Source organism: Actinomadura sp. 6K520 (assembly GCF_004349245.1).
Lineage (GTDB): Bacteria > Actinomycetota > Actinomycetes > Streptosporangiales > Streptosporangiaceae > Spirillospora.
In genome coordinates, this window is the sequence record NZ_SMLC01000161.1 from 1 (window position 1) to 16464 (window position 16464).

The 16464-nt window shown below is 69.8% G+C and carries 17 protein-coding genes; 9 read left to right on the forward strand and 8 right to left on the reverse strand.

Going from position 1 to position 16464, the window contains the following annotated elements:
* The coding region (locus tag E1289_RS39205) for a hypothetical protein (protein ID WP_207929242.1) at window positions 1-246 on the forward strand (246 nt) is incomplete at its 5' end.
* Window positions 247-259: 13 nt separating this feature from the next.
* Here the strand turns inward: E1289_RS39205 and E1289_RS29935 are convergent.
* A complete protein-coding gene (locus E1289_RS29935; protein WP_131986154.1) occupies window positions 260-973 on the reverse strand; it encodes an ABC transporter ATP-binding protein in 714 nt (237 codons plus the stop codon).
* Between the two features lie 163 nt (window positions 974-1136).
* Between E1289_RS29935 and E1289_RS29940 the strand changes: the two genes are divergently transcribed.
* Complete coding sequence (locus tag E1289_RS29940) at window positions 1137-2330, forward strand: RNA-guided endonuclease TnpB family protein (RefSeq protein ID WP_131986156.1); 1194 nt, start codon at window positions 1137-1139, stop codon at window positions 2328-2330.
* Window positions 2331-2378: 48 nt separating this feature from the next.
* Here the strand turns inward: E1289_RS29940 and E1289_RS29945 are convergent, their stop codons facing one another.
* The 3 genes from E1289_RS29945 to E1289_RS29955 form a co-directional block, all read right to left on the reverse strand.
* A complete protein-coding gene (locus E1289_RS29945; RefSeq protein WP_131986158.1) occupies window positions 2379-4064 on the reverse strand; it encodes a branched-chain amino acid ABC transporter ATP-binding protein/permease in 1686 nt (561 codons plus the stop codon).
* Between the two features lie 4 nt (window positions 4065-4068).
* The gene (locus E1289_RS29950) at window positions 4069-4998 is read right to left on the reverse strand and encodes a branched-chain amino acid ABC transporter permease (RefSeq protein ID WP_131986160.1); all 930 of its coding nucleotides are present in this window, start codon (window positions 4996-4998) and stop codon (window positions 4069-4071) included.
* An 84-nt stretch (window positions 4999-5082) separates the two neighbouring features.
* Complete coding sequence (locus tag E1289_RS29955; protein WP_165970659.1) at window positions 5083-6402, reverse strand: ABC transporter substrate-binding protein; 1320 nt, start codon at window positions 6400-6402, stop codon at window positions 5083-5085.
* A gap of 188 nt (window positions 6403-6590) precedes the next feature.
* Between E1289_RS29955 and E1289_RS29960 the strand changes: the two genes are divergently transcribed.
* The 3 genes from E1289_RS29960 (at window position 6591) to E1289_RS29970 (ending at window position 8493) form a co-directional block, all read left to right on the forward strand.
* Window positions 6591-7226: a TetR/AcrR family transcriptional regulator gene (locus E1289_RS29960; RefSeq protein ID WP_131986164.1), complete on the forward strand. Its 636-nt coding sequence runs from the start codon at window positions 6591-6593 to the stop codon at window positions 7224-7226.
* The gene (locus tag E1289_RS29965) at window positions 7223-7855 is read left to right on the forward strand and encodes a TetR/AcrR family transcriptional regulator (RefSeq protein ID WP_207929243.1); all 633 of its coding nucleotides are present in this window, start codon (window positions 7223-7225) and stop codon (window positions 7853-7855) included. The genes E1289_RS29960 and E1289_RS29965 overlap by 4 nt, the downstream gene beginning before the upstream one ends.
* Before the next feature lie 122 nt (window positions 7856-7977).
* Window positions 7978-8493 carry a flavin reductase family protein gene (locus tag E1289_RS29970; protein ID WP_131986166.1) on the forward strand — a complete coding sequence of 172 codons (516 nt, stop codon included), beginning with the start codon at window positions 7978-7980 and terminating at the stop codon, window positions 8491-8493.
* Between the two features lie 9 nt (window positions 8494-8502).
* Here the strand turns inward: E1289_RS29970 and E1289_RS29975 are convergent, their stop codons facing one another.
* The gene (locus E1289_RS29975) at window positions 8503-9141 is read right to left on the reverse strand and encodes a DUF305 domain-containing protein (protein ID WP_131986168.1); all 639 of its coding nucleotides are present in this window, start codon (window positions 9139-9141) and stop codon (window positions 8503-8505) included.
* Window positions 9142-9399: 258 nt separating this feature from the next.
* Here E1289_RS29975 and E1289_RS29980 point away from each other — a divergent pair, with 258 nt between their 5' ends.
* Both E1289_RS29980 and E1289_RS29985 read left to right on the forward strand, forming a co-directional pair.
* Window positions 9400-10743 (forward strand): hypothetical protein, encoded by a 1344-nt coding sequence (locus E1289_RS29980; protein ID WP_243713241.1) that lies wholly within the window; start codon window positions 9400-9402, stop codon window positions 10741-10743.
* A gap of 114 nt (window positions 10744-10857) precedes the next feature.
* The gene (locus E1289_RS29985; protein ID WP_131986172.1) at window positions 10858-11856 is read left to right on the forward strand and encodes a hypothetical protein; all 999 of its coding nucleotides are present in this window, start codon (window positions 10858-10860) and stop codon (window positions 11854-11856) included.
* An 84-nt stretch (window positions 11857-11940) separates the two neighbouring features.
* Here E1289_RS29985 and E1289_RS29990 read toward each other — a convergent pair whose 3' ends face one another.
* Window positions 11941-13389, reverse strand: coding sequence for an MDR family MFS transporter (locus tag E1289_RS29990; RefSeq protein ID WP_131986174.1), 1449 nt, complete (start codon window positions 13387-13389; stop codon window positions 11941-11943).
* Window positions 13390-13494: 105 nt separating this feature from the next.
* Window positions 13495-14391, reverse strand: a complete 897-nt coding sequence (locus tag E1289_RS29995) for a formate/nitrite transporter family protein (protein ID WP_131986176.1) — start codon at window positions 14389-14391, stop codon at window positions 13495-13497.
* Window positions 14392-14688: 297 nt separating this feature from the next.
* Between E1289_RS29995 and E1289_RS30000 the strand changes: the two genes are divergently transcribed.
* Both E1289_RS30000 and E1289_RS39835 read left to right on the forward strand, forming a co-directional pair.
* Window positions 14689-15027: a hypothetical protein gene (locus E1289_RS30000; RefSeq protein ID WP_243713239.1), complete on the forward strand. Its 339-nt coding sequence runs from the start codon at window positions 14689-14691 to the stop codon at window positions 15025-15027.
* A 7-nt stretch (window positions 15028-15034) separates the two neighbouring features.
* Complete coding sequence (locus tag E1289_RS39835) at window positions 15035-15139, forward strand: hypothetical protein (RefSeq protein WP_243713240.1); 105 nt, start codon at window positions 15035-15037, stop codon at window positions 15137-15139.
* A 205-nt stretch (window positions 15140-15344) separates the two neighbouring features.
* Here E1289_RS39835 and E1289_RS30005 read toward each other — a convergent pair whose 3' ends face one another.
* Window positions 15345-16349 (reverse strand): glycoside hydrolase family 11 protein, encoded by a 1005-nt coding sequence (locus E1289_RS30005; RefSeq protein ID WP_131986178.1) that lies wholly within the window; start codon window positions 16347-16349, stop codon window positions 15345-15347.
* Window positions 16350-16464: the final 115 nt, after the last annotated feature.

A 16464-nucleotide genomic window follows, 5' to 3' on the forward strand; every position in this document is an offset into this window, starting at 1 on the left:
AAGGCCAGAAAACCTACGGGTGGGCCGAAGCCCTCAACGAACTCGCCGCCGCCTACCCAGACCGCATCCAGTAAAGACAACCAGACCCACCACAAGATCATCTTTACACACTTCGAGTTACAAGCTCACGCCGTGGTTGTGCCCTCGTCTGCCCTGAGGGACGCGTTGAGGGTCCTGCCGCGGGTTCGGCAGGTGCTCTCGATGGTCGTGTACGAGGTGCGGGACGACATCGTCACCCCCTACTGACGTGCGGAGGTCGTTAGAAGAGGTCCCAGAAGTTGGGGCGTTGGCGCATTTGTTCGGCTGTCTCTTCGAGGATCATCTGGCCGGAGCGCATGACGTAGGCGCGGTCGGTGATCTGCAGGGCCTGCTTGATGTTCTGTTCGAGGAGGAGGATGCCCAGGTCCTCGTGGTCGGCCAGGGAGCGTAGGCGGGCGAAGATGGTCTCCACTACCGAGGGGGCCAGTCCCAGGGACGGTTCGTCCAGTAGGAGCAGGTTCGGGCACGCCATCAGGGCCATGCCCAGGCTGACCATCCGCTGCTGGCCGCCGGACATCGAGCCGGCCGGTTGCTTCGCGCGCTCCTCAAGGATCGGGAAGAGGTCCCGGACGGTCGCCAGGCGCTCGGCGGTGTCGGTGCCGGACGGTGCGTTGGCGGCGCCCAGGAGCAGGTTGTCGTGGACGGAGAGGTCGGGGAACACGAAGCGTTCGGACGGGATCATCGCCGCGCCCGCCGCGACGGCCCTGCGGACCGGGCGGCGGGTGGTGTCGCGGCCGGTGATCCGGACCGTCCCGGCGCGTGGGCGGACCGCGCCGAGGATGGAGCGGATCGTGGTCGTCTTGCCCGCGCCGTTGTGGCCCATCAGCGTCACGATCTCGCCGGCGTCGACGCGGAGGCCGACGCCGTGCAAAACCTCCTTGCGGCCGTAGCCCGCCACCAGGTCGCTCACCTCGAGCAGGGGCGCGTCCGTCATCGGGTCTCCTTCGTGGATACCCCGTCCTTCAAGGCGGGGAGGAAACGAAGCTCCTGCGGAGCAGGGCAGGGAAAGCCGGTTCGCCGCCAGGGCGGACCGGCGTCCACCCTCAACTGCCCGCACTCCGCACTCCGTCACAAACTGGCGGCGTAGTATGTGAGCGGTGACGACCACTCACGTGAAGCGGGCGTTCAAGTACCGCTTCTATCCGACCGATGCGCAGGCAGCGGAGCTGTCCCGCACGTTCGGCTGCGTGCGAAAGGTCTACAACCTCGCCCTCGCCGCGCGCACGGCAGCGTGGACGCGGCAGGAGCGGGTGAACTACAACGCCACGTCGGCGATGCTGACGGCCTGGAAGAAGACCGAGGAACTCGCCTACCTCAACGAGGTGTCCTGCGTCCCGCTTCAGCAGGCGCTGCGGCATCTCCAGACGGCGTTCGCGAACTTCTTCGGCAAACGCGCCAAGTACCCGCGTTTCAAGTCGCGGAAGAAGTCTCGCAAGTCCGCGGAGTACACCACCAGCGCGTTCCGGTTCCGGGACGGCAAGCTGACCCTGGCGAAGATGGCGGAGCCGCTGGACATCGTGTGGTCTCGTCCGCTGCCCGAAGGAGCGTCGCCGTCCACGGTGACCGTGTCCCAGGATGCGGCCGGACGCTGGTACGTGTCCCTGCTGTGCGAGGACCCGTCGGTGAAGCCGCTCCCCGCCACCGGCGCGGCCGTCGGTGTGGACGTCGGGCTCGACCACCTGCTGACCCTCTCGACCGGGGAGAAGATCACCAACCCCCGGCACGAGCGCCGCGACCGGGAACGCCTGGCCAAGGCGCACAAAGACCTGGCGCGCAAGGCCAGGGGCTCGAAGAACCGCGAGAAGGCCCGCCGGAAGGCCGCCGGGGTCTACGCCCGCATCACCGACCGCAGGCGCGACCACCTGCACAAGCTCACCACTCGGCTCGTTCGTGAAAACCAAACGATCGTGATCGAGGACCTCGCCGTCCGGAACATGGTGAAGAACGGCGGCCTGGCCCGCGCCATCAGCGATGCGGCCTGGGCCGAATTGAGGAGCATGCTGGAGTACAAGGCCGACTGGTACGGACGCGAAGTGATCGCGATCGACCGCTGGTTCCCCTCCTCCAAGCTGTGCTCGGCCTGCGGCACCTTGCAGGGCAAGATGCCGCTGAACGTCCGTGAGTGGACGTGCGGCTGCGGGACCACCCACGACCGGGACGTGAACGCGGCGAAGAACATCCTGGCCGTCGGGCTGACGGCGTCTGTCTGTGGAGCTGGTGTAAGACCTCAACGGAGTACTCCGGGCGGGCAGTCGGCGATGAAGCAGAAACCCCTGCGGCGCGAGCCGTAGGAATCCCCCTCCTGCAGGAGGGGAGAGGAAGTCAAGTCGGTACTCCTGTCACTGGGCGCCGAAGTACGCTTCGGCGAGCCGGGCGGAGCCGGTCAGTTCGGCGAGCGTGCCCGAGGCGGTGATCTCGCCCAGCTCCATGAAGTAGGTGTGGTCGGACAGTTCGCGCACCACGTCGAGGTTGTGCTCGACCAGGCAGACGGTGCGGCCCTCGTCGCGGACGGCGGCGACCATGGAGAGCATGGTCTCGACCCAGGTCGCGTCTACGCCGGAGGCCGGTTCGTCCAGGAGCAGGACGTCGGCCCGGGTCGCCAGTGCCCGAGCGAGTGAGACTAGCTTGGACTGGCCGTAGGAGAGGGCGTCGGACGGGGTCGCGGCCTGGTCTGCCATGCCGACGAAGTCCAGCCACTCCAGCGCCTGGGCGGCGACCTCCCGGTCCGCCCGGGAGATGGCGCGGCCCGGTACGAAGAGGCGGTCGAGGCGCTCGCCCTGCTGGTCGGGGACGGCGAGCATCACGTTCTCCAGGCACGTCAGCCGGTTCAGGAGCCGGACGTCCTGGAAGGTGCGGACCAGCCCGGCGCGGACGACCAGGTCCGGGCGCATGCCGACCAGCTCCGCGCCGTTCAGCGCCACCGAGCCGGCGTCCGGGGCGATGGTGCCGGTGAGCAGGTTGAACACCGTCGTCTTGCCCGCCCCGTTCGGGCCGACGAGCGCCGTGACGGTGCCGCGCCGCAATTCCAGGGAGATGTCCCTGGCCGCCACGATCCCGCCGAACCGCTTGGACAGCCCCTCCGCGCGCAGGACCACGTCGGCGGCGTGCTCTTTGGGACGTTCCGGGCGGGGTGCGGCCGTCGCGCGGGCGGTGGGTGCGGCGACCCGCTTGGAGCGTTCGGGGAACAGGCCCTGGGGGCGGACGATCATGACGAGCACCAGCAGCGCGCCGTACAGCACGACCTGCAGCAGCGCGGCCTGGGTGCTCTGGAAGCCGAGGACTCCGCGCAGCACCGGCTCGATCATCGTGAGGCCGACGCCCGCCACGATCGAGCCGGGCAGGTTGGCGTTGCCGCCCACGATGACCATGGCGAAGACCGCCATCGCGAGTGGGAAACCGAACGCCGACGGGGTCGCCTGGCCGAGCCAGCCGGAGTAGACGCCGCCGATCAGGCCAGCCAGCCCGCTGGTGATCGCGAAGATGCCGATCTTGTGGCCGAAGGTGTCCTTGCCGAGCGCGCGGGTCGCCACGGCGTCTTCGCGGATGCCCTTGAGGATCCGGCCGTAGGGGGATTCGCCGAGGCGCCGGCAGATGGCGAAGACGAGCGCGAGGACGACCGCGGAGGGGATCAGCCAGTCGGAGGGCTCCTCCAGTTCCAGGCCGAACAGCCGCAGGCCGTCCACGCCGGTGATTCCCATGACGCCGCCGAGGGAGTCGAACGTCGTGAAGACCCCGATGATCCCTAGCGAGAACGCCAGCGTCATCAAGATGAGGTACTCCTGCGCGAGCCCGAGCGCGATGAGCCCGATCACGACGCCGAACGCGGTGGCGATCAGGACTGCGACGGCGAGCGAGGCGAGGTAGGGCCAGTCGTGCACGCCGGAGAGGTAGGCGATGGTGTAGCCGCCGACGCCCGCGAAGGCGGCGTGGGCCACGGAGACCTGCCCGGCGTAGCCGACGAGCAGGTTGACGCTGACGGCGAGCGCCGCGAGCAGCAGCGCCTGGTCCAGATAATTGACCCACATGGCCTCAGGCCCCCTTCATCGACACGGGCTTCAACGACACGGGACGGAGCCGGGGGAGCCGGTCCCTGACCGCGAGGAACGCGAGGTAGCCCGTGAGGACGACGAAGACGGCGGTGCTCGTCCACTGGAGCGACAGCCAGTTCGACGCCCACTGTTCGAGCAGCCCGAGCCCGACGCCCACCGGCAGCGCGCGCAGCGGGGACGCGCGGGTGCCCGCGAGGAAGGCCACCACGAAGCCGTAGATGACCGTCGTGTCGCCCATCGTCGGCTGGACGGTGTACAGCAGGCCGTACCAGAGCGCGCACGCGCCCGAGATGAGGCCCGCGGCGGCGAAGCAGACGAGGTTGACCCGGCGGACGCCGATGCCGAGCACGGCGGCCAGCGCCGGGTTGCTGCGGACCGCCTTGATCGAGCGGCCGATCGGCGTGCGCGCCAGGAACACGGTGAGCCCGAGGACGAGGAGCACGCACGTCGCGGTCTGCTGGAGTTCGAAACCGGACACCTGCACCGGCCCTATTTCGTGCCGCTGCGTCCGCGGCCCGTAGAACGGCAGGCTGCTGGTCCCGAACTTGAGCTGGAGCAGCGCGATGCCCGCGGTGCTGACGCCGATCGAGGTGACGAGCACGGCCAGCATCGCGCGGTCGGCGGCGCGGCGGGCGACGGGCTCGTAGACGCCGGCCTCCAGCAGCACGCTGAGCGCGACCGCCGCGCCGAGGCCCGCGAGCGCCGAGGGCCAGAACGGCGCGCCCAGCCCGTCCATGACCCAGAAGGCGGCGTAGGGCGCCACGGTGTAGGTGAGCGCGTAGGCGAAGTGGAAGCGGGTCGTGACCCCGATGACGAGGGCCAGCCCGGCGCCGAGCGCGGCGTAGAAGGCGCCTCGGACGAGGCCGTTGGCGGTCAGCTGCCAGAGTTCGGCGCCCAGCAGGTCGTGCATGCGTCCTCCGGATTCGAGGGGAGCCGGATTCGAGGGGGAGGGGACGGCCCGCCGCGGGCCGTCCCCCGGAACACGAAGCGGCCGTCAGGACGCCATGCGGAAGTCCTCGCCGTTGACGTTGTAGGCGGCGAGTTCCCTGACCTTGCCGTCCCGGTACTCGAACACGCCCATCGGGCGGCGGGAGACGCCGTGCGTCTTCAGGTCGATCTCGAGTTCCCCTGCCGTGGCGGCATCGCCGCCGTAGACCGACGCGAACACCGGGTCCTTCTCCAGCGCGGCCTTCAGCTTGGCGCTGTCGCCGGGGTCGTCGCCGTCGGCGACGACGCGGCGGACGAGGTCCCAGATCAGCAGCGTCTCCTCGTAGGCGTTCGCCGCGTAGAAGTCGGGCTTCGAGCCGTACGCCTTCTCGTAGGCGTCCACGAAGAGCTTCGCGAGCGGGTTGGCCGGCTCGGACGCGTTGAAGTAGTCCATCGCGAACGTGAAGCCGTCCGAGTCGAGGACGCCCTTGGACGCCTTGACCGCCTCGTCGGTGAACTCGATGCCGAGGAGCTGGCTCTTGATCCCGGAACTCTTCGCCTGCGCGGCGAACGCGCCGGGCGCGGCGCCGCCGAACGCGACCCAGAGCAGGTCGGGCTCGTTCTCCTTGACCTTCGAGATCATGCTCGCGTAGTCCTGGGAGGTGGGCGCGACGGTCTCCCACAGGCCGTTGAAGGTGAGGCCGGCGGCCTCGAACTTCGCCTTCATGTCGGCCTGGATGGCCGCGTTCAGCGGGCCTAGGTCGACGCCGACCAGGCCGACGGTCTTCCCGCCGGGGTTCGCCTTCTTGAACCACTCCAGCGCGCCGGGGACCGCGTCGGACGGCGCGACCGCCCGCGTCCCGTAGAAGTACTCCGTGCCCTTGGTGAAGACCTGGGCGCCGCCCACGCCGTCGAGGCTGAGGATCCTGCTCTTGTCGGTGTCGGCGAGCATCGCGCCGAGCCCGTCGCCCATCGACGTGATCTTCGCGGGGACGCCTTCGGACGCGAGCTCGGACGCGGCCTGCTTGGCGGCGACGGGGTCGGGGCCCTTGATGTCCTTGACGCTCAGCTCGATCGCGGGCCCGCCGGCCGCCTTGATCTGGCTGACCGCGAGCTTCATGGCGTTCTGCATCGACTCGCCGTTGCTCGCGGACGGGCCGGAGAGGGTGAGCGCCGCACCGAGCTTGAACGCGACGTCGCCGCCGAGGTCGGCGCCGTCCTGGATCTTGAGGACCTTGACGAGGTCGGCGGCCTGGGTCCTGGCGTCCGCGGCACTGACGGCGGGGTCGCCGGAGCCGCAGGCGGCGAGGGCCGTGGCCGCGGCCGCCGCGGCCGCGGCGGGAACGATCAGCCGCCAAGGGCGGAGTTTCCTGGAAGGGGTGGGCATCTTCTTCTCCGTTTCACTGACCAACGCCGAGCGCTGCCAGGACCGAACACGCCCCGAGGATCCGTATTGATCACTACATTGAATGTAGCGATCATTACAGGGAGGCCCTGCGAAGGTACCCATGATGTGATGGTCGACACAACCCCCCGCGGAAACCGAGTTTCTGAAGGCCAGAGGAGCAACCGCACATGCGCAAGACGGCGCGACGCCACCAGCAGGGTGAGGAGTCGAGGCTGAAGATCTTGGAGGCGACGCTCGCCATCGCCGCCGAGCGCGGCTACGACGGCACCTCCATCGCCCGCGTCACCGAGGCGACCGGGCTGCCGGCCAGCTCCGTCTACTGGCACTTCCGCAACAAGGACGAACTGCTCGCCGCGACCCTGGAGTTCAGCTACCGGCGCTGGCGCGAGACCGCACCGACGTGGCAGGAGCGGGTCGGGATCTCCGACCCCGCCGAGGAGATCCGGGACCGGCTCCACCGGGCCTCGCGCGCCATCACGACCCGTCCGGAGTTCTGGCGCCTGGGCCTGATGCTCGGCCTGGAGAACCGCCCGAAGGAGCCGGCCGCGCGGCGCCGCTACATCGAGGTCCGCGCCGACACCCGCACCGCGATCCGGGAGTGGTGGGAGCAGGTGCTCCCCGGCGGGGCCCCGGGGCGGGCGCGGGAGGTCGCCGACCGGATGGCCCGGTTCCACCTCGCCGTCATGGACGGGCTCTACATCGGTGTCCGCTCGGACCGGGACTGGAACCTGGAGCGGCTCGTCGACCTGATCGCCGCCGGCGTGCACGCGCAGGCCGTGGCCTGGCTCGGCGAGGCGGCGTGAGCGCCGCCCCGCCCGGCGCCGGGTCCGCCGACGACCGGGAGATCTCCCGGGTCCGCATCCTGCGGGCGGCCGCCGAGATCGCCTCGGAGTGCGGCTACGAGGGCACCACGATCTCCAAGGTCACCAAGCGGTCCGGCCTGCCGGCCAGCTCCGTGTACTGGTTCTTCCGCGACAAGGACCACCTGATCGCCGAGGTCCTGCGGCACAGCTTCGAGCAGTGGATCGCCGCCCAGCCGCGCTGGGAGCGCGATCCGCGCGACGAGCGCCCGCTGGCGGAGGGGCTGCGCGCGATCCTGTCGCGGTCGGTGCGGACGCTGCCCGGCGCCCCCGACTTCCTCCGGATCGGGCACATGCTGCTGCTGGAGTCCCGCGAGGTGGAGGCGGAGGCCCGCCGGTACTTCCTCGCGACCCGGGACGCGGTGGCCAACAACATCGCGGCCTGGTTCTCCGCGCACTTCGACACCGAGCTGCAGGCCAGGCGGCCCGAGCTCGCGATGGACCTCGCCCGCATGGTCATCGCCTCGACCGACGGGCTCTTCCTGGCCCATCAGATCGACGACGAATGGGATCCCGACGACTTCATCGAGATCATCGTCGCCATCGTCGAGCAGGCGGTCGCCGCCGGCTGAGCCACCCGAGGCCGAGGTGCGCGCCGGCCCCGGCGGGGCGGCCGCTCCGGAAACGGACGGTTGTCAGGCCAGGGTCCCACATGGCAGTCTCTGTAGCGATCACTACAGGGAGGAGTCCCGCCATGCGGCTGACAGCCAGCGAGGCCGGCACGCCGGCCATCGATCCCGCCCGCCTCCGGCACGTGCTGGGCCACTACCCGACCGGCGTCGTCGTCGTGACCTCGCTCGACGCCGCCGGCACGGCCATCGGCATGACGGTCGGCACGTTCACGTCGGTCTCGCTCGACCCGCCGCTGGTGGCCTTCCTGCCCAACAAGGGCTCGAGCTCGTGGCGCGCCCTGCGCGAGTCGGGCGAGCGGTTCTGCGTGAACGTCCTGTCGGCCGGGCAGGAGGACGTGTGCCGCGCCGTCGCGATGCGCAAGACGGACAAGTTCCACGACATCGGCTGGCGCCCCTCCCCCGGCGGCAACCCGGTCATCCACGGCGCGGTCGCCTGGATGGACTGCGTCACCGAGCAGATGCACGACGCCGGGGACCACTACATCGTCGTCGGCCGCGTCCTGCATCTGCAGGAGGGCGACGGCGGCACGCCGCTGCTGTTCCACCGGGGCTCGTACGGCACGTTCGTCGCGCACTGAGCAGGGGGCTCAGCCTTCGAGTATGTCCTGCATTCGGCCGATTTCGGCCAATTGGGTGGATTCGACGTCTCGGGCCAGTTGCTGGACGGTGACGTCGTTGCCCTTGTACAGCACGTCCTTGACCATGGTGAGCGCGCCCTGGTGGTGGATGATCATCAGGTCCAGATAGAGCTTGTCGAACGCCTCGCCACGGGCCTCCCGCAGTCGTTTGAGCTGCTCAGGCGTGGCCATCCCCGGCATATCGGCGTGCTGCCCGCCGTGGTTGCGCCCGTGCGCCTTCAGGACGGCGTTGGGGTGCTGCTTCAGCCACGACTTCATCGCCGCGATCTCGACCTTCTGCGCCGTGTCGATGCGGGACGCCAGCGACCGCACCTTCTCGTCGGCCGCGCGGTCGGGCGCGAGCGCCGACATCTCCAGCGCCTGCGCGTGGTGCGGGATCATCATCTGCACGAACGTGACCTCCGCCGCGGTCGGCTCCGCGGGCTTGCTCGGCCCCGCGACCTGGGTCTTGTTCGCCTCACCCGGACGGCCCGGGACCAGCACGGTCTTCGAGGGAGCCGCCTCCGGCTCACCGTCCGAGCTGCACCCCGACAGGATGCCGGCGGCCATCGCGACCGCCGCGATCGCCACCGCGACCCGGTTCCGCATCGAACCTCCCACGTAGGCCGGCGAACCGACCGTATCCACAGAAGGTGCCGTCACAAAAGACCTTCCCATGTCAAAGACGATCAGATACGGATCCAGGTCTATGCATCTACCCCAAAACGTTACATACTCCGGATGATCAGTAACTTTGCTCGGGGGCCATACGACAAGGGGGTCAGGGTGGCACCAGGACTCAAGCGAAGAACAAGACGCAGGGCCCTGCTCGGGGTCTTCTCGGGCATCGCGCTGGTGGTCTCGGCGATGTCCGTGCCGCCGGCCGCGGCCGACGGCGGGCCGGACGACGGGATCAGCAAGACCAGGAACATGCACCACCTGGCGAACATCCCCAAGCAGGGGCCGCTCGCCGGTCCGAGCGCGTACAACTCCGACTGGGCCTTCAAGGGCAAGTACGCCTTCGGCGGCAACTACGAGGGCTTCACGGTCTACGACATCAGCCGGCCGTCGCGGCCGAAGGTCGTCTCCGTGGTGCACTGCCCCGGTTCCCAGAACGACGTGTCGATCGCCGGGAACCTGCTGTTCCTGTCGACCGACAGCTCGCGGAGCGACGACTCGTGCCAGTCGGTGCCCAAGCCCGCGACCGACAAGTCGGCGTGGGAGGGCATCAAGATCTTCGACATCAGCGACGTCCGCAACCCGCGCTACGTCAAGGCCGTCGAGACCAAGTGCGGTTCGCACACCAACACGCTGGTCCCCGGCAAGCGCGGCACCGCCTACATCTACGTGTCGTCGTACTCCCCGAACGACACCTATCCCGACTGCCAGCCTCCGCACGACCTCATCTCGATCGTGGAGGTCCCGCTGCGGAACCCGGCCGCCGCGCACGTGGCGTCCGAGCCGGTCCTCTTCCCGGACGGCGGCAACCCCGGTGACCCGCCCGACACCGAGTGGCCGAACGCGACCCGGGCGACCTCGGGCTGCCACGACCTGACCGCCTACCCGGAGAAGGACCTGATGGCCGGGGCCTGCATGGGCGACGGCGTGCTGTTCGACATCTCCGACCCGCGCAAGCCGCGCACCATCACGTCGGTGCGCGACGACGAGAACTTCGCGTTCTGGCACTCGGCGACGTTCAACAACAGGGCCTCGAAGATCGTCTTCACCGACGAGCTGGGCGGCGGCGGCGCGGCCACGTGCACCGCGGAGATCGGCCCCGAGAAGGGCGCCAACGCCATCTACGACATCGTCGGCAAGGGCAAGCACCGCAAGCTGAAGTTCCGCAGCTACTACAAGATCCCGCGCCACAACACCGAAGCCGAGAACTGCGTGGCCCACAACGGCTCGCTGATCCCGGTGAAGGGCAAGGACATCATGGTCCAGGCGTGGTACCAGGGCGGCATCTCGGTGATGGACTTCACCGACTCCCGCAGGCCGAAGGAGATCGCCTGGTTCGACCGCGGTCCGTGGTCGGACGAGCTCGGCATCGCCGGCAGCTGGTCCGCGTACTACTACAACGGTTACATCTACTCGAGCGACATCCAGCTCGGCCTGGACGTCATCGACATCCGTGACCGCCGAACGGACAAGGCCAAGCGCATCCGGCTCGACGAGCTGAACGCGCAGTCCCAGCCGAACTACTTCGACTGACCCGTCCGAACGGCCCCTCCGCCCCGCCGAGCCCATCGCCCGGCGGGGCGGAGGACTTTCTCCGGCGTCCCCGGGTGGGCGTTCGGCCGGGGCGGCGGGCACAATGTCCAGATCATGGACGCTGAGACATCCCCGGCCTCCGCGCGGCCCGGACGGTCCGCGAACCTCCGGTCCAGGTTCCACAAGGCGCAGGACCGCCCGCCGGCATCGGTCTTCGTCGTCGGCACGCTGTTCTCCGGCTCGACCCTGATCGGGCGCGACCTGACCACCCGCGTCCGGAAGGCCCACTACGTCGGCGAGCTGAACAACTTCACGCAGTTCCCCGGCTTCAGCCATCGGGAGTCCGGACGGGCCTGCGGGCCGTGCTCGCTGCTCGGCAGGCAGTGCCGGCACTTCACCGACGCGCTGCGGGAACGCGTGAGCTACGACGACATCCTCGGCATGCACGAGCAGCTCGCGCAGTCGCTGGACGCCTCCGCGATCATCGACGGCAGCAAGTACGTCGCCTGGCTCCGGCACGCCCTCGACCGGCGGAGCGGCGACCCGGGGCACCGCGCCCGGGTCAGCGTGCTCGTCACGGTGCGGAACCCGATCGCCTTCGCGATCAGCCACCGGAACCGGACGGGCGAACCGCTGTGGCGGGCGGCCGGCATCTGGCGGGACACCTATGTCGACGCCCTCCGGACCGCCAACACGCACGGGCTCCCGAGCCTGGTCGTCCGGTACGAGGACCACATGGCGGACCCGGGCCGCTCGCTGGAGCGCCTGAGCGGCTACCTGCACCTGCCGCTGGAGGACGAGCCCGACACCACCCGCCTCCACGACACCGGCGGCAACTGGAGCTCCTTCGTCCCCTACGTCGGGAGGGAGCAGCTCGAACGGCACATCGAGCGGCTCCATGACGACGGGCGCGAGGCGGCACGGGAGTTCGTGAAGCACGCGCGGGAGTACTGGGACGACCAGAAGCCGAAGGAGGACACCCGCTGGCATCGCAGCCTCGACGCGGGTGAGGCCAACGCGATCCTCAGCACTCCTGGACTGGCCGACATGGCGAGCCTTCTCGGCTACAACGTCGCCGAGGTCGTCCACCTGGCCGTCCGGCCGGGCGGTTGAGCAGGCGGTTGAGCGGGTCGGTTGAGCGGGTCGGTTGAGCCGACGTGGTCCAGGAGGCCGAGGAGCGGGCGCCGGTGCGTCCCGTCAGCAGGCCGGTTCGAGGGCCGGGCCGGTCTTCTCCGGCTCGTCCGAAGCCTCGTCCACGGCGGGCGGGTGCTTCGGCAGCAGGAAGGCGAGCACCACCGTCGCCACGGCCAGCGCGGCGCTGACGACGAAGGCCAGCCGCATCCCGTCGAGCTGGGCGAGGGCCTCGGTGGCGCCTTCGGCGATCCGGGTCTCGGCCCGGGTCGCCATCACGGTGACCACGAGCGCGGTGCCGAAGGCGGCGGCGACCTGCTGGAGGGTGCCGAGCATCGAGCTGCCGTGCGAGTACAGCGACGCCGGAAGGGCGCCGAGGCCGAGCGTGAAGACCGGGGTGAACGTCGCGGCCAGCGCGATCATGAGGAGCGCGTGCAGGCCGAGCAGCTGCCAGTACGGCATCGTCATGGAGACCTGGGTGAAGCCGGCCAGGGCGAGGACGATGCCCGCCGACCCGGGCACGATCAGCACCCGGCCGCCGAAGCGGTCGAACAGCCGCCCCACGACCGGGCCGAGCAGCCCCATCGCGAGGCCGCCGGGCATCACCAGCAGCCCGGTCTCCAGCGGGGAGAGGCCGCGCAGGTTCTGCAGGTAGAGCGGCAGCAGGATCATCGCGCCGAGCATCGTCATGAACCCGAGCGACATCAGCAGCAGCCCCAGGGTGTAGGTGGGGTGCCGCAGGACGCGCAGGTCCAGCAGCGGAGCGTCGCGGCGCTGCAGCCGGAGCTGGCGGAGCACGAAGACCGCGATCAGGACCAGCCCGGCCAGGACGATCGCCGGTCCCCCGGACTCGCCGAACCGGCTCAGCCCGTAGACCAGGGAGCCGAACCCGGCCGCCGCGGCGACGACGCTGAACCAGTCGATGGTGCCGGAACCGGGTTCCCCGACGTTCTCCAGCCGGGCCAGGCCGCGCCAGGTGACCACTCCCGCGATGGGCAGCACGGCCGCGAACAGCAGCCGCCACGAGCCGAGTTGCAGCAGCACGCCCGAGACCGCCGGGCCCATCGCCGGGGCGACCGACATCGCCAGGGTCACGTTGCCCATCACGCGCCCGCGTTCCTGCGGGGGCACGACGGTCATCAGGGTCGTCATCAGCAGCGGCATCATCACCGCCGTGCCGGTCGCCTGGACGATCCGCGCGAGCAGCAGCACCTCGAAGACGGGCGCGACGGTGGCCAGCGCCGTGCCGCCGAGGAAGACGCCCATGGCGAGCGCGTAGGCGCGGCGGGTGGTGACGCGCTGCAGGAACCAGCCGGTCACCGGGATCACCGCGGCCATGGTCAGCATGAACGCGGTCGAGAGCCACTGCGCGGCCTGCTCGGTGATGTGCAGGTCCGTCATCAGCCGCGGGATCGCGTTGATCATGATCGTCTCGTTGAGGATGACCACGAAGGTGGCGATCACCAGGAGGCGGATCACGGGGGGCGTCCGCCCGGCCTCGGGGGCGGGCTTCATATCGGTGGCTTCCGTTTCAAGGGGCATGCCGTATTAGACCCCGGCCACCCCGGGAACTCATCGCCCGCCCCCGGGGATGAGTCCCCGGGGGCGGTGCCCCGGGTGTCACCTGACGAGGTCGGCCACCGGGTCGGCCTCCTGCTTCTCCTGCCCCTCCTGCCCCTCCTGCCCCTCCTGCTCCAGCGGCTCCTCGGGGCGGCGCCGGACCGCACCGGTGCGGGCGTGGGTCGCGTAGAGCGTGAGGCCCACGAACGTCAGGCCCCCGACGAGGTTGCCGACCACGGTGGGGATCTCGTTCCACAGGAGGTAGTCCGCGACGGAGAAGTCCCCGCCGAGCATCAGGCCGGACGGGAACAGGAACATGTTCACGATCGAGTGCTCGAACCCCATGTAGAAGAAGACCAGGATCGGCATCCACATGGCGATCACCTTGCCCGAGACCGACGTCGACATCATCGCGGCGACGACACCGGTGGAGACCATCCAGTTGCACAGCACGCCGCGGATGAAGAGGGTCAGCATCCCGGCGGCGCCGTGCTCGGCGTAGCCGACCGTCCGCCCCTCGCCGATCGTGCCGATGGTCCGGCCGACCTCGTCCGGGTCCGTGGAGAACCCGAAGGTGAAGATCACCGCCATCAGCAGCGCGACGGTGAGGGCGCCGGCGAAGTTGCCGACGAAGACCAGCCCCCAGTTGCGCAGGACCGAACGCACCGTGACCCCCGGGCGCCTGTCGATCAGCGCGAGGGGCACCAGCGTGAACACACCGGTCAGCAGGTCGAACCCCAGCAGGTACAGCATGCAGAAGCCCACCGGGAAGAGCAGCGCCCCGACGAGCGGCTCCCCGGTCTGCACGCTGACGGTGATCGCGAACGCGGCGGCCAGCGCGAGAATGGCACCGGCCATGAATGCCCGGATCACGGTATCCCGGGTGGACATGAAGACTTTGGCCTCACCGGCGTCCACCATCTTCTTGGAGAATTCGGCTGGACTCAGGTAGGACATGACTTCTCCTTCGTTCAGGCGGCTGAGGGCCGCGGGAGGGCGGCCCCGCATCGCCAGCCGAGTCTGGTCAGCGCGGATTTCCCGTCTGTGACGAAGGAGGGCGTGTTTTGTGACCTGGTACTCACTCGGCGGCGGACTGTCCGGTATTCCGTCGTCATGCGGACGTAACGTACCGGCATCGCACCCGAAATCAGGCGGCGTCGTACGTTAAAAGTTCGTGTCGGCGATCTGCTGCGGATGGCTTCCCGTTTCCCCGGGCGGGAGCCTGGTCGTCCCACCGATCGCAGGGAGCCCGACATGAACCCGATCATGAGCAGGTCCGAGGCCGCCGGCCTGGTGGTCGCCGCCCGGACGCGGCTCGGCCTGTCCTGGTCCGAGATCGCCGAGGAGGTCGGCGCCCCGCTCGTGTGGACGACCGCCGCGCTGCTCGGCCGGCACCCGATGACGGCGGAGCAGGCCGAGCGGGCCTGCCGCCTCCTCACGCTCGACGAATCGGTCGCCGAGAGCCTGCAGCTGCAGCCCGCTCGCGGCCCCGACCCGGCGCTGGCGGCCGACCCCACGATCTACCGTTTCACCGAGGCGCTGGCCGGTCTACGGCCCCGCGCTCAAGGAACTCATCCACGAGGAGTTCGGTGACGGGATCATGAGCGCCATCAACTTCCGCGTCGGCTTCTCCCGCGTCCCCGACCCCGAGGGGGACCGCGTCGTCGTCACCTTCGACGGCAAGTTCCTCGACTACAGGTGGTGAGCCCGGCCGGAACCCCGTCCCGGCCGGGTGACCTGCGCGGCACGGGCGGCGGCCCTCTGCCCTGAGAAGCGCTGCCCTGAGAAGCGCTGCCCTGACAGGCGCTGCCCTGACACGCCCTGCCCTGACAGGCGCTGCCCTGACACGCGGCGTGGCGCGGCGGCACGTGTGCCGCCGCGCCACAGGGGGCGGGTCCGGGTGGGCGGGGTCAGTTCGCGCTGCAGGAGACCGTCGGCCAGGTGTAGTTGCCGTTGTGCTGGATGGTGACGCCCCAGTTGTTGCCGTTGCCGTTGGGCCTGGCCGTCAGCACCTGGGAGCTGGGCCAGTTGGCGCTGATGTTCCAGGTGGCGATGATGCTGGCCGGGGACGGCACGTTCATCGTCACGGTCCAGTTGCTGGAGCCGGACACCGAGACGTTGAGGTTGTACCGGTCGCTCCACTGCTCCCCGGCGGACAGGGTCGCCGTGCAGCCGCCGGGGTCACCCGGGTCGCCAGGGTCGCCGGGGTCGCCGCCGGAGCCGCCGATCGTGATGTTGGAGCTGCCGCTGCTCTGGTAACCCTCGGTCGCCATGATCTGGTAGTCGTGGTTGCCGAGGTTCATGCCGGCCCGGGCCCACGCGTCGAAGTGGTTGCCGGCGGTGATGGTGCCGCCGGTCCGCCGCGACTGCCGGACGCTCCAGAACTGCGGGAAGGTCGAGTTGTCGCCCTCGATGGAGGGCTTGTTGTAGCGCATCGTCTTGTAGATGTCGTACGTGCCGCCGTCGCTGGTGACCGTGCCCATGTAGTCACCGGTGGGCCGGTAGGTGCCCCAGTTCTCGACGACGTAGTACTCCACGAGCGGGTTGCGCGTCCACCCGTAGAGGGTCAGGTACGAGTTGCCGGACGGGTTGAAGCTGCCCGAGTAGCTCACGCTCCTGCGCCCGCCGGTGGCCCAGCCCTTCCCGGCGACGAAGTTCCCGGTGTTCCGCCAGGAGGTGCTGTAGTTTCCGCCGGACCCCAGTTCCATGGAGACCGTGCCCTGGCTGTCGGTCCAGAACGAGTAGAAGTAGCCGCCGTGGTTGCCGGTCTGGTTGGTGGTGACGGCCGCGCTGGCGACGCCGGGCAGGGCCGCGACCATCAGGGCGGCGGAGGCGACGGCGACGAGGGACCGGAGGCGGCCGCGGCCGCGGCGGCCTTTCGTGCGGCGAATGGGGGCTTTCGCCAGTGTGTTCATGCGTTCTTCCTCCTTGGGAACGCGGGCGGGGGTCGCCGCGCGGCAAGGGACGACCGCGGGATGTCGGTGGCCCGGGTGAGGGGCGACCGCGGCGTCGGCGCGGTCGCCCCTCACC